Below are 24,109 nucleotides of genomic sequence, written 5' to 3' on the forward strand. Positions count from 1 at the left end.
CTCGGCCCCGCACGCGCGGGGATCTTCCCGGCGTCGTCGGGGGTGCCGAGGACGGTGAGGCCTCGGCCCCGCACGCGCGGGGATCTTCCGGTCACAGCACGAGAAGGCACGCAGGTTCCGAGATTCCTGGACGACATCCGCGTGGAACCCGCGCCCGGACGACTGCATTCTGCCTTCCGAGCGACGGGTTCGTCGCGAGTAGACAGGACTCCGCGCAGGTAGCGCCGAGCATCCAGGCCGCAGCGTTCACAGTTGAACTCGCCCAGGCCGCCTGCACAGTTGGTGGACATCACCGACCGCCGTCCGGAGCGATGCCCGGGGTGAGTCGGTCGACGCAGCAGCCGACGCACGGCCCGTAGGTCTCCAGCACGTGGTCGTAGCAGGCGGCCATGGGATGATCTTGTTGCCCGCATCGGCGCGACTCGGCTCGCTCGGTTCTGACGCCGTCACCGGCTCGAATTCGGCTCGTTGCTGAAGGTGTGACTAGTACTCCAGCAGGACTTCGCTGCCTGAGCTGGGACGATGCCGCGGGAGCTGGAGTGTAGCGGGTGAGGACATGTCAGGGGCGGTCTTCACGGACCGCCCCTCGAACCCCGTTCCCAGGTACGGTCCAGGGCCCATCCGCAGCCGCTTGATGATCCGAACGAAACGAACTAGACGCCGTGGTGGTTCTGCGGCCCGGTGGAGACCGCGGCCCTGCGGGCGGCTGCGGCGAGCCAGGGCCCGATGGAGCCGTCGTTGGTGAGGTCGGCGCGGTAGGCCAGCGCCGCGGTCAGGTAGCGGTGCTTTCTCCACATGTACCGCCATCTGAAACTGCGGTAGACCTTGTCGGGACAGGGGACGAGGCCGCCCCCGTCGCGGGCGCTCCACATGGTGAGGCGCCACCCTCCTCCCCCGTCGCCCAGGTACCCGTGTGCATCCTTGGCCGTCGCCGCGTCGGGGAACGCGAAGACCTGGACGGAGATGAGGACAGGGTTATCGGGCGTGGCCTCGGGACCGGGCTGCTCCGAGTAGACCGCGGCGACCAATTCGCTGCAGTCACGGCGCGTGAGTTCCTCGGTCAGCTCGCGGGGGCCCGCTTCACGGACCAGGCGGGTTTCCTCGGCGATCCGCGCGAACTCGATACTCAAGTCGTTGGTGAACCGCCGCGGCAGCAGGGCGTCCGCGGTGAACGGCGTCTCGTCGGTGGAGGCGCGGTTCCAGGAATCGGGAGAGGCCGGCCGAGGTGCGCGCGGCGTGACGTCCATCAGGCGGGTGCGCGGGGTCGGGGGCATTGCCGCGGTGGGAGCTTCCGCTGCCGCGCACGACACCAGGAGTGCCTGTAGCCGCTCCTGGACGTGCTGTGCCGACTGGGGGCGCTGGCCGGGATCGCGCTCCAGTAGTCCGGCGACGAGCGCGGTCACCTCCGGCGGCAGGCCGGGGCGGAACGCGTCGAGGGACGGGGCATCCTCGTCGAGCTTGCGCCGCACGACCGCGAGGCTGTTGTGCCCGGTGAAGGGCGCCCGGCCGGCGAGCATCGCGAAGAGCATCCCACCGAGTGCGTACAGGTCGGAGCGCTCGTCGCCGCGCTCCGTGAGGAACTGCTCCGGTGCGCCGAACTCCGGCGTTCCGGCCGGGGTCAGTTGGGAGGAGCGCGCCACGGTGAACGCGGCCTGGACGAACCCGGCGATCCCGAAGTCGATGACCTTCACCAGCCCGTCGCCGGTGAGGATGACGTTGTGGGGCTTGATGTCGTAGTGGATGACCTGGGCCCGGTGGGCGGCCTCCAGCGCGGCGCAGACGCCGCTGGCGATGGCCACGGCACGCGTCAGAGGGAAGGGACTCTCAGCCTGGAGACGCGCTGTGAGCGTCTGGCCGTCCACCTTCTCCATGACCAGGAACAACACGTCGTCGTGGATGCCCCGGTCGTACAGGGCGGCGACGTTGGGGTGGACGATCTGGGCAGCGGCGACCGCCTCGCGCTCGAACCGCCGGGGCAGGTCAGCCTGAGCAATCCCGTCGAGATCCAGCAGCTTGAGCGCGACCTCACGGTGGAGCACGCGATCCCGCGCGGCCCACACCTCGCCCATGCCACCCCGGCCCAGACGGCCGATCAGCTCGTAACGGTCCGCGATCAGCTTTCCCCGCTCCACGGGGCCAGCATACGAGACGCCTCCACACCTGCGAAGACGGCGGGTGCAGCGGCCGCCACACCGTCTCTCCAGCCTCCTCGGCGCACACACGGGTTAGTCCTGGTGACGATGCCGGTGAGACCTCAGCCGACCAGGCCGCCCACCGCAGGCGGCGCGGCAGCCGGGGCGGCAGACCACCCGCCTTCGACCGCGAGGCCTACAAGCAGCGCAACACCGTCGAACGATGCATCAGACACTGGCGCGGCCTCGCCACCCGATACGGCAAGACCGCAACGATCCAAACGAAAGTATCTAGATGTGTTGTTCGGGGAGGTTGGTGATGCGGCTGGCTGGGGTGTGGCCGCTGATTCCGGTGTGGGGTCGGTGGTAGTTGTACCAGTCCAGCCAGTCGGGGAAGGCTGCCTGTCGCTGGGCGTCTGAGGTATAGGGCTGGTGGTAGGCCCATTCGTCGAGCAGGGTGCGGTGGAAGCGTTCGACCTTGCCGTTGGTCTGTGGGCGCCATGGTCGCGTCCAGCGGGGAGAGATGCCCAGCTCGTGGCAGGTCTGGCGCCAGGTGTTCTTGGTGTAGGCCCAGGCGTTGTCGGTCAGGACACGTTCGACGGTGACGCCTTGTCGGGCGAACCATGCCGTGGCCCGTTGGAGGAAGTCCGCGCAAGTCGGGGCCGTCTCGTCGGGCAGGTCTTCGGTGTAGGCCAGGCGGGAGTGGTCATCGAGCGCGGTGTGGAGGTAGGCGTATCCCATGCCGTGGCGACGGTCCTTGTTCGGGCTGCCCGCGGCCCGGCCGAGGACTTTGTGGCCGCCGCCGTCGGGGATGCGGCCGAGTTTCTTGACGTCGACGTGGATCAGCTCGCCGGGGCGGGAGCGCTCGTAGCGGCGGACGGGTTCACCGGTGGCCCGGTCGAGGACGGCCAGGGCGGGCGAGTCGTGACGTTGGAGGATGCGGTGGGCGGTGGAGGCGGCGACGCCGGTCCGTGCGGCCAGGCGCAGCGGGCCGATCCGGTGCTCGCGCCGCATCCGAAGCACGCGGGCCTCCTTATGAGGCGGTGTCTGCCAGGGGCAGCGGGCAGGGCGGCTGGAGCGGTCGTACATGCCCGTCTCGCCGTGCCGGCGGTAGCGGCCGGCCCAGCGGGCGGCGGTGGTGTGGCTGACCTGGAAGCGCTCGGCCGCCCTGCGTACCGGCCAGCCGTCCTCGACGACACACCTGGCCAGACGCAGCCGACCGGTCGGCGTCAACGGGGCGTTACGGTGGATCACGAGGGCCTCCTGCACTCGGCGGTAGATGTCGCAATCCACACCGAGCCAGAAGGCCCTCACCTCGTTCAAGCACCCACCACGGGCGTGTCACCCGTCACCAACGTCCCGGGACAACACAGCGGGCGCTTCGATGTTCTGCTGGTCTACCGGGTGGACCGGCTTTCCCGCTCCCTCCGGGGCCTGGTCGAGATCCTGGACCGGCTCGATGCCGGGGGCACCGCCTTCCGGTCGGCCACGGAGCCATTCGACACCTCGACACCGGTCGGGCGCATGCTGGTCCAGATGCTCGGAGTCTTCGCTCAGTTCGAACGCGAAACCATCATCGACCGCGTCATCAACGGCATGGAGCGCAAGGCCGCCCGAGGGCAGTGGTGTGGCGGTTATCGCCCCTTCGGCTACGAGTTGGACCGGGCCACCGGCAAACTCGTGCCGGTTGACGAAGAGGCGAAGCTCGTAGCCGTGATCTTCCGGATGTACGTCGAGGAGCGCCTGGGAACCAGGGCACTGGCTGCCGAACTCAATCGGCGCGGGCTGCGGACCAAGAGCGGGAAACGGTGGAGCGGGCAGAGCGTCATGGTCGTCCTGCGCAACCGCGCCTACCTGGGGGAGGTCTACTACCGGGGCGTATGGCACCGCGCGACGGATCACCACCAGCCGATCCTGGAAGACCCCAGCCTGTTCGACCGGGCACAGAAGATCATCGAGGCGCGGGGAAGTGAATACTCCCGCCGGGCCTCCAACAGCAGCAGTTATCTCCTTGCCGGGCGGGTGATCTGTGCCGCCTGCCAGCAGCGATATATCGGAACGGCCGCCGCTGGCAACAAACATCGCTACCGCTACTACACGTGCTATAGCGCGAACCGGTATGGAAGGGACAGGTGCGGTAGTGACCGTCTCCCGGCTGACCAGCTAGAGGCAGCGGTCCTCGACCGACTGCTGGAGGTGCTCGCCGACAGTGACCTCATCGCCCGTGCAGTGGAGCAGGTGGCGCGGCACCGGGAGGAGAGCGACAAGCATCTGCGTGCCGAGCTTGCTGCCGTGGCCGGTGATGTCGCGAAAGCAGAAGAGAGCATCGATCGTTACCTGACCGCCTTCGAAGCGGGTGCGCTGCCGCAGAGTACCTGCGGGCCACGGGTACAGGCACTCGCGGACAAGGTAGCTCAGCTCAGGGGGCGTGCCGACGAACTCCGGGGGCTGCTGGCACGTGAGAACCGGGCTGTCCCCGAAGATGCCGAGCTGGAGAAGCTCAGGGGTGCCGTTACGGAAGCAGTCGCGGGTGGTACCCCCGCCGTGGTCAAGACACTGATCGAGGCCCTCGTCCACGATGTGACGGTATGGGGCCGTGAGCGGATCGTTCCCACGTTCCGGCTTCCGGACCCACCGGGTCCGACAGTCCAACCGGGCGACGCGACAAAAGTTCGCGCACTGCCCGGCTCGGTGCCCCCGGCAGGACTCGAACCTGCGGCCAAGCGCTTAGAAGGCGCCTGCTCTATCCACTGAGCTACGGGGGCCAGTCTCCGTCGCGGGCGGGCTCGCTCGCCCCCGAAGTGACCATGGCGGGGTCAAGGATAGGGGGCCGTGGGGCTCGTCCTGTTCGCTTCACGTCCGCGACGCCATGTGGAGGTTCAGTGAAGCGGTCCCGATAATCGCAGGCGGGTGCGATTTCTGCAGCGCTTTTGGCGCTGAGAGGTGCGGGTGTTGCTCAGTCGTTATGGGTGCGGCGGGGTTGCAGGTGGGTCATGGGGGGTGAATGGGGTCATTGCCTGCCGAAAGTGACCATTTTCGGCAGGATCAACCGTGAATACACTTCAAAAGTGCCGCAAAATTGGGCATTCTGCACATGTGGCGATCTTGGACGTACGGCCTGAACTGCTCGACTCGCTCACGGCACTGCGTGAGCGGGTTGCCGCCGCGCGCTTTCCGCTGCCGCTGCCAGGCGCTGAACGCGCCCGCCGCTCCCGGGCTGAGCTGCTCGCGCAGCTCGACGATTACCTCCTCCCGCGTGTACGGACCCCCGAAGCGCCGCTGCTCGCGGTGATCGGCGGCTCGACGGGCGCGGGCAAGTCGACGCTCGTGAACTCGCTCGTGGGGCGCAGGGTCAGCGAGGCGGGGGTGCTGCGGCCCACGACACGCACCCCGGTGCTCGTCTGCCATCCGGATGACCGCTCCTGGTTCGTGGGCCAGCGTGTGCTGCCCCGGCTGGAGCGCGTGTGGGTTCCCCGCCAGGACACACCCGGCCCCCACGACGCGACCGGCTTGGGCGGCTCCATGGGCGTGGGCGGCAGCTTCGGCTTCGGCTTCGGCGGCGACACCGGCATGGGACCACCGCGGCCCGGCGAACCCGGAACGGACCCGCTGCGGGGGGACGACGAGCGCTATCCGCAACGCGGTGTGCATTCCTCCGGGCACTCCTCCGGGCACTCCTTCGGATACTCCTCCTCTTCGTACTCCCCCTCTCCGTATTCCTGTCCGTCCCGCTGCCCGGACCCGTATTCGCACCATCAACCGGATGAAGCGAGATCCGGGCCCCGCGCGGGCACCCGTCCGGAGGAGGACGAAAAAGAGGACGGAGGCGTTGGGCTGCGTCTTGAGACGGACGCGGGGATGCCACGCGGCCTCGCCCTCCTCGACGCGCCCGACATCGACTCCCTTGTCGCGCGCAACCGGGACCTGGCGGCAGAACTGATCTGCGCCGCCGACATCTGGGTCCTGGTCACCACGGCCGCCCGCTACGGCGACGCCGTGCCCTGGCACCTGCTGCGGACCGCCAAGGAGTACGACGTCACGCTCGCCACCGTCCTGGACCGGGTGCCACACCAGATGGCGGCCGAGGTGGCGGGCCAGTACGGCGTACTCCTGGAGCGCGAGGGCCTCGGCCAGGTACCGCGCTTCACCATTCCGGAGCTGCCGGAATCCGCCGGCGGCTCGGGACTGCTGCCCGTCTCCGCCGTCTGCGGGCTGCGCGACTGGCTGGAGCGGTGCGCGAGCGACCCCGTGGCACGGGAGGCGGCGGCCGGCAGGACCGCCGCCGGAGCGCTCCGCTCGCTGCGCTCCCGTGTCGCCTCGCTCGCCGGGGCGTCGGCCGCGCAGTACGCGGCGGCCCTGCGGCTCACCCAGCAGGTCGAGACGGCCTACGAGAGCGCCACAGCCCGGCTGCACGCCCGTATCGCCGCCGGAGAGCTGCTGGCGGGCGACGCGGCTGCACACTGGCGCGGCTTCCCCACCGACAGCGGTGGCGAAGAACTGTTCGACGCCTTCACCGAGGGACTGACCGCTCTGCTGTCCGGCGCCGTCGCCGCCGCCGACGAACGGATCATCGAGGAACGCCGCGCCGGACCCGAACTGGTGCCGGGCCTGCCTCCGGTGGCCGGCGCGGGCGGCGAAGAGGAACGGGGACGCATCGGCGTACTCGTACGCCGGTGGCGCCGCTGCGTCGAGGAACTTGCCGACGAGGAGGTATGCGCCGCCGGCCGTGCCGTCTCACCGGATGGTGAGACAGAACACGTCGTCGGCCTTCTCGCCGCCGTTCTCCTGGGCGGACGGCGCGTGGTGGGCGCCGCGGCAGCGCTGACCGAACTGCTCGGCGAAGAGAGCGCCCAGGGGCTGCGCGAGCAGTGCACGGCGCTGTTGAACGGCTGTGTGGAGCGCGTCCTGGACGGCGAGCGCGACCGTCGCCTCGCCCCGCTGGACGCGCTGGACGCGGGCCCGGAACCACAGATGGAGCTGGTGGCCGCGTTCTCCGCGCTGAGCAAGGCGGAGGCGGCCGGTGAATTCCCGCCGACGCGCGCGGCGCGCGGCCTGCAAAGCGTGCACAGGGAGAGGTGACCGGGGTGGCTTCCACCGAGGCCGGAGTGGACGAGACGTCCGAGGAACGGCGGGAGGCCCGCCGCGAGCGGGATGCTTCGTCGCACGTGCGGAAGGGCGCGTATGCATGGGATGGCGCGCCCGCACCGGAGGGTGCGTACGCACGGGATGACGCGCACGCGTTGGGCCACGCGGACGCGCCGGACGACGCGCGCGTACGAGATGGCGGGGCCGCGCCGGATGGCGCGAGTGCCCCCGCCGGCCCGGCAGGGTCGGACGACGTGAAGACGGAGGCCGAGCGCACCGAGCCGTGCGCGAGCCTCGATCGGCCCGAGCGATCCGCATGCCCCGGGAGCGCCGAACACCGCGAACGCCCCGAGGGCCCCGAACGCCCCGAGGGCCCCGAACATCCCGAGCGGTTCGCACGCGCCGAGAGCACCGAGCGGTTCGAGCGGTCTGCATGCGTCGGGAGCGCCGAGCGGTACGCGAGCCCCGAACGGCCTGAACGCACCGAGCAGTCCGAGCGCCCTGAACGGGCCGAGCGCGCCAGGAGCACCGAGCAGTTCGAGAGCACTGAGCGGTCCGAGCGCGCCGAACCCACCGGGCGCCCCGAACACCCGGAGCGCCCCGAACACCCCGAGTGGTTCGGGCGCCCCGAGCCCACTGAGCGGTCCGAGCCCACTGGGGAGCGGTTCGAGCCCACCGAGCGGTCCGAACGTCCTGAACCCATCGAGTGCTCCGAACGCGCAGGGAGCCCCGAGCGGTCCGAACGCGCCGAGTGGACCGAGCAGACCGAGGAGGGGGCCCAGGAGGTCCGCCTGGGCGGCTCATCGGAGGATGCGAAAGAAGGGCCGGACGCCTCCGGGGACGAGCCCGAGCCGGAGGTGACGCACACTCGCGCCGCCGAGCCGGACGTTCCGTGGGGAGACGGGCTGATCGCCCGCCGCGCGCCTGCCGAGCGCGTACGGAATGCCGAGTATCCGGTGCGCGGGGAGCACCCGGACCCCGGCCACGGTTACGCCCCTTCCGGAGGGCACGACTCCGTCCCGTACGACCATCCGTACGCGCACGATCCGGATGCCCCTCCCGCTGTGAACGCCCACCAACCAGATGCGCCCGCTCTGGATGCGCCTGCTCTAGATGCCCCTGCCCTGGACACGCCGGCCCTGGGCACCCGTGCTCTGGACACGCCGGCCCTGGACACGCCCGCCCTGGGCACGCCTGCTCTGGACAAGCCCGTCCTGGGCACGCACGCTCTGGACGAGCCCATCCCCGGCGCGCACGTTCTGGACTCGCCCAGGGCTGAACCGGCCCTGACGGAGCCGGTATCCGGATGGCCGCCGCAAGCCGGTGCCAGGAGGCACGTCGAACCGCCGAACGAGGCCCCGCACCACCCCATGAGCGTTGGCGAAAGCTGGTGGGTGGCGTCCGAGGTCTACGACCAGCGGGCCGACGCCGACTGGCTCGCCGGGGACACGGGCAAGGGCAACCCCAAGGGCGCCGGCAGGGTCCCGGGGAACTCCGGGACCGGCCCACACGAAAGCGGCGCACCGGATGAAGGCACTTCCGTTCCCGAAGCCGCGGACGAAGCGCTGCACCAGCGCCTGGGAGCGCTGCGCGAACTGATCGGGCTCTCCCGCACCCGGCTGGACGTCGAGATGCTCGCGGAGGCCGGGCGGGTGCTCGACGAAGCGGTCGCGCGCCAGAGCCTGCCCAGCGCGTACACGACCGTCGCGCTCGCGGGCGCCACGGGCAGCGGCAAGTCCTCGCTGTTCAACTCGCTGACGGGGGCCTGGTTCGCGGAGGTGGGCGTGCGACGTCCCACCACGGCCGCGCCTGTCGCGTGCACCTGGGAGGTGGAGGACGAGGACGGCGCCGACGGGCTCCTCGACCGGCTCGGCATCCCGCGGCACGCGCGTCACCGTGCGCGCGACGACACCTTCGGCGGGATGGTGCTGATCGACCTGCCGGACCACGACTCCGTCGCCCCCGGTCATCGCGAACAGGTCGACCGGATGCTGGAACTTGTCGACGCGGTGGTGTGGGTCGTCGACCCCGAGAAGTACGCGGACGCCGTCCTGCACGAGCGCTATCTGCGGCGTCTCGCGGGACACGCGGAGGTGACGTTCGTCGTGCTCAACCAGACCGACCGGCTCACCCGCGACGCCGTCGACGCGGTCCTGGAAGACCTGCGACGCCTCCTGGACGAGGACGGGATGGCGCTCGGCGAGCACGGCGAGCCCGGAGCCGCCGTACTGGCCGCCTCCGCGCTCACGGAGGAGGGCGTCGGCCAGCTGCGCGAGGAACTGGGCGAGTTCATCAGCGGACGCCGGGCCTCCGTACTGCGGCTCAGCGCCGACCTGGACGGGGCGATGGAGCGCCTCCGCCCCGTGTACGCGGATCCCGGGCCCAGCGTGGCGCACGGCCCGGTGGGGCTGACGGAGATCACGCGCCAGGACTTCGAGGACCGCCTCGCCCTCGCCGTGGGCGCTGCCGCCGTCGGCCACGCCGCCGAACGCGCCTGGCTGCGGCGGGCGAAGAAGGCATCCGGCACACCCTGGGTCCGGATGCTGCGCTGGTACGTGAACCGGGTCACGCCGGAGTCGGATACACCTTCCCAGGACGGCCCTTCGCAGTCGGGCAGCCCCGAGCCGCGCCCGTACGAGAGCCTGCAACAGCCGCTCGCCGCACGCCCTGTGGTGGCCCAGGCCGTGCGGGAACTGGCGGACGCCGCGGCCTACGGCTTGCCGGGACCCTGGGCGCGCACCGTTCGGGACGCGGCGCGGCGCGGCGCGGCGGGTCTGCCGGAAGCGCTGGACAAGATCATGGAGGAGCGCGCCGGGCCCCTCACCGCCATCTGGAGAGGCGGCGCCACGCCCGGGCGGAGCGCTCTGGCCGGGTCCGAAGGGCCCAACGCCCCCGGTGACGGCGTCGACTCCGGTGATGCCGACGGCTCTCGCGATGCTGTCGGCCCCGGTGATTCCAGCGGCCTGGCCCAAGCGGACGGGAGCGGGGATCCGGAACCGGGAGACGAGCAACCCGCACGCGACGGCTCGGCTCGTGCCCCCGCGCGGGAGAGGAAGCGGGAGAGGAAGAGGACCGGTCGTGCACGGGCGTCGCGGCCCCCGTGGCACACGGCCGCTCTCGCGGGACAGTGGCTGCTGTTCACCCCTCAGGTGGCCGGTGCGCTCTGGCTGCTGACGATGATGATCACCGGTCGCGGGAGCAGCACGATGCTGGTGCCGTTCGCGGTCCTGGTGGCGGGCACCGTGGGTGGGCCGTTGCTCGCGTGGGGATGCCGGGCGGCGGCCCGCGGACCTGCGAGGACCTATGGGCTGGAAGAAGAGCGCAAGCTGCGGGAGTCGGCCGCGGCATGCGGCAGGACGCGTGTGCTGGAGCCGGTGGCCGCCGAGCTGATGCGTTACCGCGAGGTGCGCGAGCAGTACGCGATCGCGGCGGGCGCGGTGGGGCGGGGAGCCGACGGTGCGGGCGGCGCGCCGGGGACGATGAGCACGCTCGACACTCTGGACGCGGCGGCTGTGCTGGGCCCGGCGGACGCGATGGACGCAATGGATCCGGCAGACGCGCTGGACGCCATTGACCTGGCGGACGGCGGGGCTCCGGTGGGGGTGGGTCACTCACGCGAGTGATGGAGTTGTCCACAACTGCCGGGTAATCCCCAGATCTGAAGCCGTTTCCCTGCGGCTCCGTCGCGGCCCGCATGCTGGGTCACGAAGGCACGGAGCCCAGGGGGTGGTTCGCATGAACGAGACGGAAGTGACGGTCAGCGGGAATGTGGCGACGCAGGTCGACCACTGGACCTCGCCCTCGGGCGTACCCGTCGCCAGATTCCGGCTCGCCAGCACGGTGCGGCGTTTCGACAAGCGGAAGGGAAGCTGGTCCGACGCCTTCACCAGCTTCTACACGGTCTGGGCATGGCGTTCGCTCGCCACGAATGTGGCCTCGTCGGTGGCGCGGGGCGAGCCGGTCATCGTGCGCGGCCAGTTGAGGATCATGGAGGACGAGCGCGAGGGGCGGCGCTATCTCAACGCGGACCTGTTGGCTTCGACGGTCGGGCACGATCTCTCGCGCGGTACCGCGGCGTTCGTACGGGTGTCACGTGCGAACCCCGAGCTGACCAGACTGCCCGCTTCCGCCTGGTCGGTGGGTGGTTCGGCGGGTGGGCCGGGTGAGGGACCGGCACTCGGAGAGGCGGACGGACCAGGAGACCCCGGGCCGCCGGGCGAGGCTTTCGAGCGTCCGGAGACCGTCACCGCGGGAGCCCCACGGGCGGCCTCCCGAGCGGTCGGAGAGGATCGCGGAGGAGGGGAGGGGAAGGATGGCGCCGGCGAAGCGGAATGAGATGTTCCAGGTCAGCGGGCCACGCCGTGATCGTCCCGGTCCGCCGGATTCGGCGATAACGATTCCGAGTCGGAATGGGTGACGGATGGGATTCCTGGGGATCGGGTTACCTCCGCTCTCTACTATCCGTACGCGTACTGACCGGGGGGTTAGAGCTTTGCGGCAGATCAGCGGCCACGTGCGGGTCGTGTCTGCCAAGAAGGGAAGACCATGACTTCTGTACGCGGGCGGACGACCAGCCGCCTCGCCCTCATCACCGCTGCCACGGGACTGTGCGTGGCGGGGATGGCGGCGGTCGCGGCCCCGGCGGTCGCGGGAAGCGGTGCCGGGGCTGACGTGCCCGAGCAGCGCAACGGCGCGATAGCCACGCTGAACGGGCTCCAGGACGCCGACGAGGCCGAGGTCCGCGTAGGGGACGAGACGCAGAAGGTCAGCGCCGGGCTCTTCGAGATGGCCGTCGACGGCGGCGGCACCCTCCAGACCTACGGGGTCGACGCCCTCAACCCCATACAGGAGCAGTCGCATTACGCGGAAGGGGCATGGAAGTCCTCCTCCCTGTACGGCAATCGCAACGCCGGCAAGATCCGCTGGGTCCTTGAGCACTCCTACCCGCGCATGAACGACCTCCAGGCGCTGGCGAAAGCGGCGCACGTCAAGCGGCTCACCCCGGAGACCGCGGCGGCCGGCACACAGGTGGCGATCTGGCGGTTCGCCGAGAACGGCGCGCACGGCGCGGCGGGCGCCCGGCCCGCGGGCGGGGCCGAGCGGCCGGGACGCGGCGCGTCAGGCAAGGGGCAGGCAGTCGAGCGGCCCGTGATCCATGCTTCCGACCCGTCGGCCGAGAAGCTTGCGAAGCACCTGGTGAAGGCCGCCCGTCAGATGTCCGAGCCGAAGGCCTCACTCGCCCTCGACCCGGCCGAGGTCTCCGGCAGGAACGGCGAACGGCCCGGTCCGGTGACCGTGCGGACCAACGCTCCGACCATCAGCGTGGCGCCTCAGCCGAGGGCGGCCTCCCAAGGGGTGCGGGTCGTCAACGAGAAGGGGAAGCTGGTCGACTCCGCCGTCAGCGGGACGAAGCTGTACTTCGACGTGCCGGCGGTCGCCGACCCGGGGACGGCCGGGCTGACCGTGCAGGCCGCCACCAAGATCCCGGTCGGCCGGGTCTTCACCGGCACGGGGGAGAAGGGCCGGGGCCAGACGCAGATCCTGGCCGGTTCGAGCCAGTCCACGGTCTCCGCGACCGCCACGGTCAACTGGGCCAAGGGCGGGCCGGTGCCGGCGGCGATCGCGGAGGAGAACTGCGCCAAAGGCGGAGTGGACATAGCCGTCTCCAACGGAGGGGACGCCACCTTCGCGATGAAGGTGGGGGGCCAGAGCGAAGACATAGAGATGGGGAAGCACGGGACGCTCACCGTGCCGGTGAAGGAGGACCAGCCCTACCGGATACCGCTGCGGGGACCGAACGGGTACAAGAAGACGTTCAGCGGGGTCCTCGACTGCGCCACCTCCGCCGCGATGGGCGGGCCCAGCCAGCAGAGCGCGCCGGCGACGATCGAGCGGCCCGCCACCGTCGGAGGCGGAGGCGCCGTGCCGGAGGACAGCGGTGACCTCGCCGAGACGGGTGGGGGAGACAGCTGGCTGATCGCGGTGGTCGCCGCCGGCTTCCTGATCGCCGGAGCGCTCACGATGGTCGTCGTCCGCCGCCGGGCCTGACCCCGGCCCCGGCCTGGTCCCGCCCCTTCCGGAGCGTCCCTGCCCGATCACCTGTCCCGGCCGGTCGGGGCCGGAGGGCGGCCGGTCCGGGTCCATTTTCCGGCCGGTCCGGGGCTCCGCGGGCGGCCGTCCTCGGGTGGGCGCGGGGGATCCCGTTTCCGGAGCGGGCGGGGGGTGCGGCAAGATGGGGTGCGTATGCCCTTACGCGGCACGGCCGTACCTCGACCCGCGCGGCACTGCCGCCTCTTCGACCTCGCGGCGCTGCCGCACGACGACCAGGCGCGGCCTGGCCCCGTATGAATACCTACAGATTGCCGGACGGTTCCTCTTGGCTGAGTACATCTACACCCTGCGCAAGGCGCGCAAGGCGCACGGCGACAAGGTGATCCTCGACGACGTCACCCTGAGCTTCCTGCCCGGCGCCAAGATCGGTGTCGTCGGTCCCAACGGCGCGGGTAAGTCCACCGTGCTCAAGATCATGGCCGGGCTGGAGCAGCCTTCCAACGGTGACGCGCTGCTCGCACCCGGCTACAGCGTGGGCATCCTGCTTCAGGAGCCGCCGCTGGACGAGTCCAAGACCGTGCTGGAGAACGTCCAGGACGGCGTGGCCGAGACCAAGCAGCAGCTCGACCGGTTCAACGAGATCGCCGAGCAGATGGCGACCGAGTACACCGACGAGCTGATGGAGGAGATGGGCAAGCTTCAGGAGAAGCTCGACCACTCCAACGCCTGGGACCTGGACGCGCAGCTCGAACAGGCCATGGACGCGCTGGGCTGCCCGCCCGGAGACTGGCCCGTGACCACCCTGTCCGGCGGTGAGAAGCGCCGGGTCGCGCTGTGCAAGCTGCTGCTGGAGCAGCCCGACCTCCTGCTGCTGGACGAGCCCACCAACCACCTGGACGCCGAGTCCGTGCAGTGGCTGGAGCAGCACCTGGCGAAGTACCCGGGCACCGTCGTCGCCATCACCCACGACAGGTACTTCCTGGACAACGTCGCCGGCTGGATCATGGAGCTGGACCGTGGCCGCGCCATCGGCTACGAGGGCAACTACTCCACCTACCTGGAGAAGAAGCAGTCCCGGCTCAAGGTCGAGGGCCAGAAGGACGCCAAGCGGCAAAAGCGCCTCAAGGAGGAGCTGGACTGGGTCCGCTCCAACGCCAAGGGGCGGCAGGCCAAGTCCCGGGCGCGGCTGACCCGTTACGAGGAGATGGCGGCCGAGGCGGAGAAGACGCGCAAGCTGGACTTCGAGGAGATCCAGATCCCCCCGGGGCCGAGGCTGGGCAACGTCGTCGTCGAGGTCGAGAACCTCAACAAGGGGTTCGGCGACAAGGTCCTCATCGACGACCTCTCCTTCACGCTGCCGCGCAACGGCATCGTGGGCGTGATCGGCCCCAACGGCGCGGGCAAGACCACGCTGTTCAAGATGCTCCAGGGCCTGGAGGAGCCGGACGCCGGCTCGATCAAGGTCGGCGACACGGTCAAGATCTCCTACGTCGACCAGAGCCGCGAGAACATCGACCCCAAGAAGACCCTGTGGGCCGTGGTTTCCGACGAGCTGGACTACATCAACGTCGGCCAGGTCGAGATGCCCTCGCGGGCCTACGTCAGCGCGTTCGGTTTCAAGGGCCCCGACCAGCAGAAGCCCGCCGGGGTCCTCTCCGGCGGTGAGCGCAACCGCCTCAACCTCGCGCTCACCCTCAAGCAGGGCGGCAACCTGCTGCTTCTCGACGAGCCGACCAACGACCTGGACGTGGAGACGCTCTCCTCGCTGGAGAACGCGCTGCTGGACTTCCCCGGCTGCGCCGTGGTCGTCTCCCACGACCGCTGGTTCCTCGACCGCGTGGCCACGCACATTCTGGCCTACGAGGGCGAGAGCAAGTGGTTCTGGTTCGAGGGCAACTTCGAGTCGTATGAGAAGAACAAGATCGAGCGGCTGGGCCCGGACGCCGCGCGCCCGCACCGCGCGACCTACAAGAAGCTCACCCGGAGCTGAGCGCGTGCGGCACAGCTATCAGTGCCCCCTGCGCTGGTCGGACATGGATGCCTTCGGGCATGTCAACAACGTCGTCTACCTCCGCTATCTGGAGGAGGCGCGTATCGACCTCATGAGCCGGCCGGCGCGGGAGGCCGATCCCGCGAGCTTCAAGAGCGGCACAGTCGTGGCGCGGCACGAGATCGACTACCTGCGCCCGCTGGTGCACCAGCACGATCCGGTGACCGTGGAGCTGTGGGTGACGAAGCTCAACGCGGCCTCGATCACGTTCTCTTACGAGATCAAGGACGCCGAGCCGGGCGCGAGGCCGTATGTGCGGGCGAAGACCGTTGTTGTGCCGTACAACCTGAAGGAGGGCCACCCCCGGCGGCTGTCGCCGGCGGAGCGCTCCTTCCTGGAGGACTACTTCGATGACAGCCACCGTGGCTGACCGGCTCGTCTTCGCCGACCCCGGGGAGGCGGCGGGGCTCGCCGCCTTCCTGGGGCGGCTGGTGCGCTGGGAGAAGAACGCGGCCGTGCGCATCCAGGCGGGCGGGGGCGTGGCGGCGGTGTTCGCCAAGCCCGCGCGCTTCGAGGTGCTGGCCGTGCGTATCGGCCGGCTGCTGGAGCCGGTGGAGCTGGATGTCACCGTCTCGGCGGGCGAGTTGCTGGAGCGGGTCGAGGAGGAGCGCGAGTCCGTCGGCGTTCCCAAGGCCGTGACGGGGCCCTCCTGGGCGGGGGTGTTGCCGCCGCGCGGCGGCTGGCAGGAGTTCGCCAGGGTGCCGGTGGACGCGGTGGGCTCGGTGGCCGCCGCCGCCGTCGGTGAGTTCCGCGAGCGCGCGGAGAAGCTGCCCGCCGAGCGGCGCGGACGGGAGGCGCTGGACGGGCTCGCGGAGGAGATCTGGTCCCGGCCACTGGGGGACACCGGGCTGCCGCTGCGTGCCGCGCACGCGGCACACGCGCTCGGGTTCCTGCGTGGCAAGGAGCCGGTGAGCCTGCTGGAGTCGGGCGCGTGGCTGCGGCTGCGTACGCCCTACGGCTCCGTGGTGGTGCGACGACGCGGCCCTGCGGCGGCGGGCGGGCTGAGCGTCACGCCCGTCTGACGGGGCGGCGCGGCGGCCGGACGGGGCCCCGCCCGCTGATGCGCCTCAGTTGCTGCGTCTCAGCCAATGGGGCCTCAACCAGCGGCGCCTCAACCAGTGGGCCTCAGCCGGGCCTCAACCAGCGGGCCTCAGCCGGTGGGGCCGGGGTCTTCCTCCGGCGCCTCGGCGTCCCCCGTGCCCGTCTCGGCCTGGGCGGCGTCGTCGCCCGGCCGTACCTCTATGTGGTCGGGGCGCAGCTCCAGCAGGACGCGGTCGCGGATGGCGAGGGGCTCGGTGAACTCCGGCGGCAGCTGGAGGCGTCCTGAGCGGTCGATCGTGGTGTATTCACGGCTGGTCATGGATCCGCCGTCCTCCGTCCCCGGTTCGGGGCCGCGCAGCGTCTCCGTGCTGGTGCGGCCGTCGCGGATGGAGACCGTGCGGCTGACCTGGGTGGAGACTCCGTCGTCGTGGGTGACGACCAGGATGGTGGTGCCCAGCTCGGAGTTGGCCCGGCGCAGCGCCGCGAAGACCTCTTCGGCCGTGGCGGTGTCCAGCTCCCCCGTGGGCTCGTCGGCGAGGATCACCGAAGGGCTGTTGGCGAGCGCGACGGCTATGGCCACTCGCTGCTGTTCTCCGCCCGACAGCTGCGCGGGGCGTCGGTCATGGCTGTCGGCCATGCCGAGCAGGTCGAGGAGTTCCAGCGCCCGCCGGGTCTTCGCCCTGCCTCCGCGCGGCCCGCTCCGGCCGCCCCGTAGCTTCATGGGCAGCGCCACATTCTGCGCCGCCGTCAGATAGGGCAGCAGATTGCGCGAGGTGCGCTGCCAGATGAAGCCGACGGTCTCCCTGCGGTAGCGCAGCCGGGACGCGGCGTTCATCGTCAGCAGGTCGTAGCCGGCGACGGTCGCGCTGCCCGCCGAGGGGGTGTCCAGGCCCGCGAGGATGTTCAGCAAGGTGGACTTCCCGCTGCCGGAAGCGCCGACGATCGCCGTCAGTTCGCCCTCGCGCACCAGCAGATCGAGCCCCTGGAGCGCCTGCACCTCGACCCCGTCGGTGCTGAAGATCCGCACCAGCCGGTCGCAGACGATCAGCGCGTCGTCGCCGTAGGGACGCTCGCGCGCGGAGGCGCTCGCGCGGCGCTCCAGGTCGGTGAGGCTCGGGCCGCGCGCAGCCGCGCCCCCGCCGGCGCTCCTGGTGCTGCTGGATCCGGCCGCCTGAGAGCGTGCCGCTGTCCGGGTTTCGGTCGTCATCGCGGCTCCAGGTTCTCCGTTCGCGGATCGGGGCTCCCACGGCCCGCCAGCCGGGCCTGCGCGAACAGGCCGAGCAGGGCCGGCGCGAGCAGGGCGAGGGGCGGCAGCGCGAGCGAGGCGGGGTCGGCGCCGATACGTACGGGCAGCGAGTCGGGCGTACCGGCGAGTGCCGCCAGGTCGATGCCGGGGCCCAGCAGCGGCACGGTCGCCAGCCCGCTCAGCGCGCCGGCCAGGGCGGTCAGCACATACAGCGGCAGGCTCTCCACGAGCAGCACGCCCCGCCCCTGGCGCCGTGGCAGCCCCAGCGTGCGCAGCCGGACCAGCAGCGCTCTGCGGTCCGGCGCGGTCTGGAGCAAGGAAAGCAGCACCGCAAGCGCGCTGAATCCGGCGGCTGCCAGCACGGCTGCCGTATAGAGGCGTTCGGCGCCCGCCTGAAGCACCGAGTCCGCGTACTGTTCCCGCTTTTCGGAGCGCGAGGAGACCAGCGTCTTGGGGTCCGCCTTCGGGTCGGCCTCCTTGAGGAGCTGCCGCAAAGTCGCAGCATCCGGTGAAGCGCCGCTCACCAGCAGGGTGTTGGGCGCCAGCAGCGCGGTGTTCCGGGTATCCGGTCGCGCGCGGGCCACCGCCTCCCGGGAGAGCACGACGAAGTCGCCGTCCCGGGCCGCCGGGGTGTGCTCGCGGACGACGGCGGGGCGTACGGGCAGTTGCAGGCCGGGCAGGATCAGGTCGGTGTACTCCGAGCCGCCTCCCAGCTTCCGGGCGATCCCGGGCGAGACCAGCGCCGGCACCGGTCCGGAGGAGGCATTGGAGGCGCTGAGGCCCAGGTCGTCCGGGGAGAAGGGGCCCTGCCCGTCGCGGTGGGTGAGACGCGCGTACGCGGAAGCGTCGACGAGGGCGACGGTCAGCGAGTCGGTCACGTTCACCAGTTCGCCGTCGTCGTGCGAGCGCACGGCCGTCACCCCCGCGACGCCGGGTGCCTTCGCCACGCGCTTGGCCAGCTTGGGCAGGACGTGCTCGGCAGCCGGGTCCTCGATCCTGGCGTCCGCACCCACGGCGCGCAGCGCGGCGGCGTCGCGGCCCTCGGCGATACTGGCGAGCACCGTCCCGCCGAACGAGGCCACCGTCAGCGCGACGAGCAGCGCGAGCAGCGCGGGCCCGGACACGGCAGCCGAGGGCGCGCGGGCCGCGCGGGCCAGGCCGAGAAAGGCCACGGGCCCGCTGCGCCGCACCGCGAGGCGGCTCAGCAGCCGCAGCGGCAGCGGGTAGCAGCGCAGCAGCAGCATGGCCGCCGCCGTTGCCACCAGCACGGGAGCGAGCGCCAGCAGGGTGTCGCCGTCCCCGGTGCCGCGCTGACGTACGGCGACCACGGCGCCCGCCACCAGCGCGAAGACGGCCGCTTCCAGCACGGTACGGCGGCGCGAGCGCCGGGCGCGGGTCACATCCGCGCGCGCCCGCGTGGCACGGACGGTGCGGTGCGCGAGCGCGGCACGCAGCGGCAGCGCCAGGCAGGCCGTGACGGTGACTGCGGCGGCTGCCGCCAGGGCCGCGCCCGTCCGGGCGCCCGGCGTCGCCCACAGGGCCACGGCCGTCGCCACGGCGGCGGCCGGGACGGCCACCACCCCGGTCTCGGCCAGCAGCCGCCGGGACAGGCCCCACAGCGAGGCGCCACGGGATCGCAGCAGTGCGAACTCCTCCGTGCGCCGCTCCGCCGCCAGCACCCCGGCCAGCAGCAGCACGGTGAGCCCGGTCGTGGCCAGCCCGAGGCAGGCGATCAGCAGCAGGGGGGAGACGGCGGCGCTCTCGCGCTCGTAGGCCTCCAACGTCTCCTGGAGACCGGTGTCGAAGGTGAGGGTGCCGACGCCCGCCCTGCTCTGGAGACGGGCCGCCGGGGCGCCCGAGGACACCTCGGCCAGCTTCCGCGCGGCACCGGATGCCTGGTGTCCGGACAGTTTCGAGGCGAGGACCGGATGGTGGAAGAAGAGCTCGGCCCCGTCCCGCATCTCCAGCAGCGCGGGGGCCGCCTTGGGGTGGATGAAGGCGCTGAAGTGCCAGTAGAACCTCTTCTGGCCCGCCGGGCTGTCCGGCGGGATCGTCACCAGGGAGGGGCGGACCATGCTCTCCTCGGCGTGCCAGAAGGTGCTCTCGCGTACCTGGGCCCGGGAGCCGCGCGGGGCGACAACCCCGGTGACCTCGACCGTCGTTCCGCCGAGGCTGCCCGGCAGATGGAAGGTATCGCCCGGAGCGAGCTTCATCCGGTGCGCGGTTTCCGCCGTGACAGCCGCTTGGACACGGCGCCTGCCCTCGCTGCCCTTGACCGTGGGAGAGGGCATCCGGCCCTCGGCGAGGCGGGTGCGCCCGGCCAGCCGGGCCTGCGCGGTGAGCGTCGCCTTCGGCCGCACATCGCTGGAGGGGCGCGGGAGTCCGGGGTCGTCCGCCTCGGCCGGAGTGGTGTTGTGCACTCCGTACGCCGCCTCACCGTCGGCCGGCGGAAGGGGGGAGCGGACGGCGTCCGAGAGCGCCGCGTACGCGGTCCGTACGGCCCCGGGAGCGATCCGGCGACGCAGTTCGTCGCGCACTCCGGCCTCGGGGCCGGCGGAGGCGGTCGCGCTCACCATCCGGTCGGCCGGGCGGGCGCGGTCGAGTGCCGAGCGGAGCGCGGCGTCGGAGGAGGCGTCGAGGGCGCGGGGCAAAGCCGCCGCCGTGAACACCGCGACGCACACCAGCGCCGCGAAGGCCAGGGCCCCGCCCGGGGCGGCCCGCAGCCTCGCGAGCAGCCACCCTCCCCGGGCGCTGCGCGGTGCGGGACCGGGGTCCGGGACGGAGCCGCGATGCGGATCGGGATCGGGGTCGGGATCGTGAGGCAGAACGGGAACGGGAACGGGATCGGGGTCGGGATCGGGATGCGGGACGGAATCGTGACGCGTCGGCATGGCTCACTCGCCCCGTTCCGTACGCAGGGCGGCGACCGGGTCGGTGCGACGCACGGCAGTGGCCGCGACCACGAGGAGCGGTACGGCGAGGACGGCGGCCAGCAGCGCGCCCAGCGGCCCGAGCGGCAGCCGCACCACCAGCTCGGGGACGGGCAGCCTGGCATCCGAGGTCAGGACGATCAAAGGGACCACCAGCCGGGTGAGCAGCACGCCCAAGGCCAGCCCGAGAGCCGTCGACAGCGCGACGAGGAGCCCCTGTTCGGCGGCGAGCGCCTGGGCGAGCCGTCTGCGGGGCGCTCCCAGAGCGCGCAGTACGGCGAACTCACCGGCCCGCTCGCGTGCGGCGCCCGCCGTGCTCACCGCGAATCCCGTCGCCGCCAGCACGGCGGCGGCCAGCGCGATGGCGCTCAGCGCGCTCCGGGGACCCGCGCCCAGCGGGTCGCCGTGCAGCCGGGCGGCCAGCTCGTCGCGCACCCGGACCGTTCCGAGCGCCGGGTCCTTCCGCAGGGCCCGGGCAACCCGTTCGGTGCTGCCCTGCGCGGTGGTCAGCCACCAGGCATCCGGTTCCAGGAGGGTGGCGTCGCGGTCGGCCAGGGCCCGGTCCAAGGTGGCCAGGTCGAACAGCAGCGCCCCCGCGCCGTCCCCTCCGGCACCCGCCCCGGCGGGGACGGTCGGCAGGGCGCGCACCGACCCGGCGATCCGTACCGTCAGGTCCGACCCGGAGATCCGCGCCTTCACCCGGTCGCCGACCTTCGCACCGCCGGCGCGCAGATACGCGTCGGTCGCGACGGCCGCGAGGGGCGCGGGCCTGCCGGCGGAAGCCCGCAGCTCCATGGTCACCGCGACCGGTTCGCTCCCGTGCGGCTCGGGCTCCGGCGCCGAGCCGGTGGTGTGGTCGAACGTCAGCGGCGCACCGTCCGTCCTGCTGCGCGCGGATCCGGCGTGCGGCTCGGCGTACGGGCCGCGTCCCAGCGAGGACTGCGGGTCGTCCGTCCGCGTGTGCGAGCTCCAGCGCACCGCGCGCGCGGCCCGTACGGCGCGGGTGCGGCGCTCTCCCGTCGTGCGCAGGCTCTCGACGCTCAGGCGTCGCCGTTCGCTCTCGGCGGGCGCCGTGTAGGCCACACCGAGCCGGGTGACACGCAGCGGCCCCGCGGGAGTTCCGCCGCCCTCCGCCATGACGGCCTTGAGGGTGTGCGGGCGCCCGTTGGCCGGGACGTCGCCGAGCAGGAAGCGGTACGGCACTCCGTAGCGGTCCTCGACGGTGAGCGTGAGCGACTCCTCGGTGCCCGTCCGATCCAGGCCCTCGCTGTCGCCCCCGCCGTTCCCCTTCACGCCGTGGCCCTTCTCGTCGTGCCCTTTGCCGCCGTCCTCTCCGCCCTTGGCCTCGCTCCTGGCGTCCAGCCGTACGCGCAACCGGAGTGCGCGGGTGTCGGCGGGCAACCGGATACCGGCGTTTTTCGCGTCCGTCTTCGGGGCCAGGGGCCGCAGCAGGCGGGACAGCGGCGCGTCGGCGAGATCGCCGCGCATCCGCAGCACTCCCGCGCCCGCCGCCTTGGCGTCCGTGGCGACGACTTGGGTGCTGCGGTTGCCCTCGGCGGTGAACACCGTACGCGCCACGGGGGCGACCGCCTGGACGCCCCGGATCCCGTCGTACAGCCCGCCCTGAGCGATCGCCGAGGCAGTCGAGCGGCCGACGGTCACCTCGGCGCCGGTCGTGAAGTCCGCCTGGTCATCCTGTGAGCGGTCCCAGCTGGCGCCCTGGCCGACCGCGAACACGCCCGTGGCGACGGCCAGTACGAGCAGCAGCGCGGGCCCCGCGCCGCGCAGCGGGCGGCGGCTGAGCTGCCATCCGGCCAGCGCCGGCGCCAGCCCCCGGCCGCGCGTCGCACGCCGCTCCCCGAAGCGGGCAACCAGGGGCAGCAGCCGCAGCACCAGCACCGTCCCCGCGAGCAGCCCCAGTGCGGGCGCCGCCACCAGAACGGGGTCGATGCCCAGCGTGCCACCGGAGGATCCCGGTTTCTGCCCGGAGGACAGTACGCCAGTGCCGGCCGAGCGCCGTTCGAGCTGCCAGTAGGCGACGACGGCGAGCGCGACCAGCGCCAGGTCGGCCCCGCCGCGCAGCAAGGTGGCCGCCGTGCGCCGTCCGCGCGAGACCGCACGGGGGGCGGAGCCGCCGCCGTTCTCCGGGTCGTCGGCGCCCGCCCTGCCGCGTCCCCGCAGTGTGGGCAGCGCGATCATCAGCGCGCATCCGGTCGCCGTCGCCGCGGCCACCCACCAGCTGTCGGCCGGCAACCGCGCCACCGGATGAACGCCCGCACGCGCCGGCGCCCCGTATCCGGTCAGCCACCGCACCGAGGGCCCGGCCAGCAGCGGCGCGGCCAGTGCGGCGGGGACCGCGAGCAGCAGGGCCTCCATACCCGCCAGCGCGCACACCCGTGCCCGCGAGGCCCCGCGCGCCCGCAACAGCGCCGTCTCGGCGGCCCGTTCGCTCATCAGCAGTTGAGCGACCAGAAGCAGCGCCAGGCCCGTCAGCAAGGCCAGCTGGAGCGCGGCGATCAGCAGCGTGGAGCGCATCACCAGCAAGGAGCGCTCCAGCGAGTGGAGCAGGGCGGGCAGTTCGCTGCCGGCGACCGCCTCCGGCGCGGCTTTGGAGCGGCCGAGCGCGGTGACGGTGTGCTTGATGTCCTCGCGCAGGTGCGGGATACGCGCGACGCCGGCGTGCGCGAAGTCGGCGCGCGCCTGCCAGCGCGTCTCAGCCGGCCACAAGGGGGCGCGGCCGTGCGCGGAGCTTGCCGGGTGGGAACTTGCCGGGTGCGCGGAGCCCGCCGGGGCCGAGGCGCCCGGTGGGGCTGCGGTGCCTGCCGCGAAGGAGTCCTCGGGGACGGCGAGCGGCCCGTAGGTGGTGAAGTCGAGGGTTTCCACGCCCTTGCCCTTGAGCGGGTCGAGCCGCCAGAAGGAAGAGCCGGGGGAGCGGGGCGTGTAGACGCCGGTCACCTTGACCCGTACGTCCGGAGGGCCGTGGAGTCTGCTGGTGGCGCGGAAGGTGTCGCCCGGATGCAACGAAAGCCGCTCGGCGGCCCGTTGGGGCACCGCCACCGGGACGGTGTCGCTGTCGCGCGCCGCACGGGGCCAGGAACCTTCGACCATCCGGACGTGCTTTTCGCCGAGGGAGGCGAAACGGGTCAGATCGGGGTTCTCAGGAGCTTGGGCGCCACCCGCCCTCGCGTCGCCCGCCCTCGCGTCGGCCGGGCGCAGCTCGCGGGGGAGTGCGTAGGCGCCCGAGCCGGTGCTGGCGTCCACCGTGACGGGCAGCCCGTCGAAGGCGCGGTGGGCGGCCTCGCGTACCGCCGCATCAGCCCTCTCGCGGTCCTCGGCCGTGACCTCGGAGCGCACGTCGAGGACGGTCCGGGAGGCCGACTGGTGGCCGAGGGAGCGGCGCAGGCCCGCGTCGCCGATCGCGGCGGAGAAGGCGGCGAGCGCCGCGAGCACCGAGGTCGCCAGGATGACGGCGAGCAAGGCGGCAGCGACCAGCAAGCGGTGCGCGCGCACCCGCAGCAACACGAACCCCGTGAACCCCGACAACAGCCGCCGCCCCCCGCGTTCCCCGCCTGTC

Annotated in this window: 13 protein-coding genes, 1 tRNA gene, 2 pseudogenes and 1 CRISPR repeat array (1 of these 17 running past the window's edge); of the genes and pseudogenes, 9 read left to right on the plus strand and 7 right to left on the minus strand. The window is 72.2% G+C overall.

The features are described from left to right. Window positions 1–89: a CRISPR direct-repeat array (repeat unit 28 nt; unit sequence CTCGGCCCCGCACGCGCGGGGATCTTCC) (it extends 427 nt beyond the left edge of the window). A 564-nt stretch (window positions 90–653) separates the two neighbouring features. Then, window positions 654–2,132, minus strand: coding sequence for a serine/threonine-protein kinase (locus OHB04_RS27560; RefSeq protein ID WP_326690335.1), 1,479 nt, complete (start codon window positions 2,130–2,132; stop codon window positions 654–656). Window positions 2,133–2,260: 128 nt separating this feature from the next. On the opposite strand from OHB04_RS27560, the pseudogene OHB04_RS41925 reads away from it, so the two are divergent. After that, window positions 2,261–2,401 (plus strand): annotated as a pseudogene (locus OHB04_RS41925) (IS5/IS1182 family transposase); the annotation flags it as partial. A 22-nt stretch (window positions 2,402–2,423) separates the two neighbouring features. On the opposite strand, the gene OHB04_RS27565 reads toward OHB04_RS41925, so the two are convergent. Beyond that, entirely contained in the window at window positions 2,424–3,386 is a 963-nt protein-coding gene (locus tag OHB04_RS27565) for an IS481 family transposase (RefSeq protein WP_326809538.1), read from the minus strand. 150 nt (window positions 3,387–3,536) lie between these two features. Between OHB04_RS27565 and OHB04_RS41930 the strand changes: the two are divergent. Next, window positions 3,537–4,262, plus strand: a pseudogene (locus OHB04_RS41930) (recombinase family protein); the annotation flags it as partial. Window positions 4,263–4,295: 33 nt separating this feature from the next. Here OHB04_RS41930 and OHB04_RS27575 read toward each other — a convergent pair. Then, complete coding sequence (locus tag OHB04_RS27575; RefSeq protein ID WP_326808527.1) at window positions 4,296–4,709, minus strand: hypothetical protein; 414 nt, start codon at window positions 4,707–4,709, stop codon at window positions 4,296–4,298. Window positions 4,710–4,824: 115 nt separating this feature from the next. Further along, a tRNA-Arg gene (locus tag OHB04_RS27580) sits at window positions 4,825–4,897 on the minus strand. A gap of 340 nt (window positions 4,898–5,237) precedes the next feature. Here OHB04_RS27580 and OHB04_RS27585 point away from each other — a divergent pair. From OHB04_RS27585 to OHB04_RS27615, 7 genes are all read left to right on the plus strand, one after another. Continuing rightward, window positions 5,238–7,211: an ATP-binding protein gene (locus OHB04_RS27585; RefSeq protein ID WP_442815110.1), complete on the plus strand. Its 1,974-nt coding sequence runs from the start codon at window positions 5,238–5,240 to the stop codon at window positions 7,209–7,211. Between the two features lie 5 nt (window positions 7,212–7,216). Next, window positions 7,217–10,840, plus strand: a complete 3,624-nt coding sequence (locus OHB04_RS41935) for a GTPase (protein ID WP_442814963.1) — start codon at window positions 7,217–7,219, stop codon at window positions 10,838–10,840. A 112-nt stretch (window positions 10,841–10,952) separates the two neighbouring features. Then, window positions 10,953–11,552 carry a single-stranded DNA-binding protein gene (locus OHB04_RS27595; protein WP_326808528.1) on the plus strand — a complete coding sequence of 200 codons (600 nt, stop codon included), beginning with the start codon at window positions 10,953–10,955 and terminating at the stop codon, window positions 11,550–11,552. Between the two features lie 210 nt (window positions 11,553–11,762). After that, complete coding sequence (locus tag OHB04_RS27600; RefSeq protein WP_326808529.1) at window positions 11,763–13,265, plus strand: thioester domain-containing protein; 1,503 nt, start codon at window positions 11,763–11,765, stop codon at window positions 13,263–13,265. A 328-nt stretch (window positions 13,266–13,593) separates the two neighbouring features. Next, on the plus strand, window positions 13,594–15,258 hold the full coding sequence (ettA, locus tag OHB04_RS27605) for an energy-dependent translational throttle protein EttA (RefSeq protein ID WP_326690341.1): 1,665 nt from the start codon (window positions 13,594–13,596) through the stop codon (window positions 15,256–15,258). Between the two features lie 4 nt (window positions 15,259–15,262). After that, complete coding sequence (locus OHB04_RS27610) at window positions 15,263–15,688, plus strand: acyl-CoA thioesterase (RefSeq protein WP_326690342.1); 426 nt, start codon at window positions 15,263–15,265, stop codon at window positions 15,686–15,688. Continuing rightward, on the plus strand, window positions 15,669–16,340 hold the full coding sequence (locus OHB04_RS27615; protein ID WP_326690343.1) for a hypothetical protein: 672 nt from the start codon (window positions 15,669–15,671) through the stop codon (window positions 16,338–16,340). Before OHB04_RS27610 ends, OHB04_RS27615 begins: the two co-directional genes overlap by 20 nt. Window positions 16,341–16,468: 128 nt before the next feature. Here the strand turns inward: OHB04_RS27615 and OHB04_RS27620 are convergent, their stop codons facing one another. From OHB04_RS27620 to OHB04_RS27630, 3 genes are read right to left on the minus strand one after another with little or no spacing between them, the layout of a single operon-like run. Then, on the minus strand, window positions 16,469–17,566 hold the full coding sequence (locus OHB04_RS27620; RefSeq protein ID WP_326808530.1) for an ATP-binding cassette domain-containing protein: 1,098 nt from the start codon (window positions 17,564–17,566) through the stop codon (window positions 16,469–16,471). After that, the gene (locus OHB04_RS27625) at window positions 17,563–20,496 is read right to left on the minus strand and encodes an FtsX-like permease family protein (RefSeq protein WP_326808531.1); all 2,934 of its coding nucleotides are present in this window, start codon (window positions 20,494–20,496) and stop codon (window positions 17,563–17,565) included. The genes OHB04_RS27620 and OHB04_RS27625 overlap by 4 nt, the downstream gene beginning before the upstream one ends. 3 nt (window positions 20,497–20,499) lie before the next feature. Next, window positions 20,500–24,078: an FtsX-like permease family protein gene (locus OHB04_RS27630; protein WP_326808532.1), complete on the minus strand. Its 3,579-nt coding sequence runs from the start codon at window positions 24,076–24,078 to the stop codon at window positions 20,500–20,502. Between the last annotated feature and the right edge of the window lie 31 nt (window positions 24,079–24,109).

This window comes from Streptomyces sp. NBC_01775, assembly GCF_035917675.1.
In the GTDB taxonomy this organism is placed as follows: domain Bacteria; phylum Actinomycetota; class Actinomycetes; order Streptomycetales; family Streptomycetaceae; genus Streptomyces.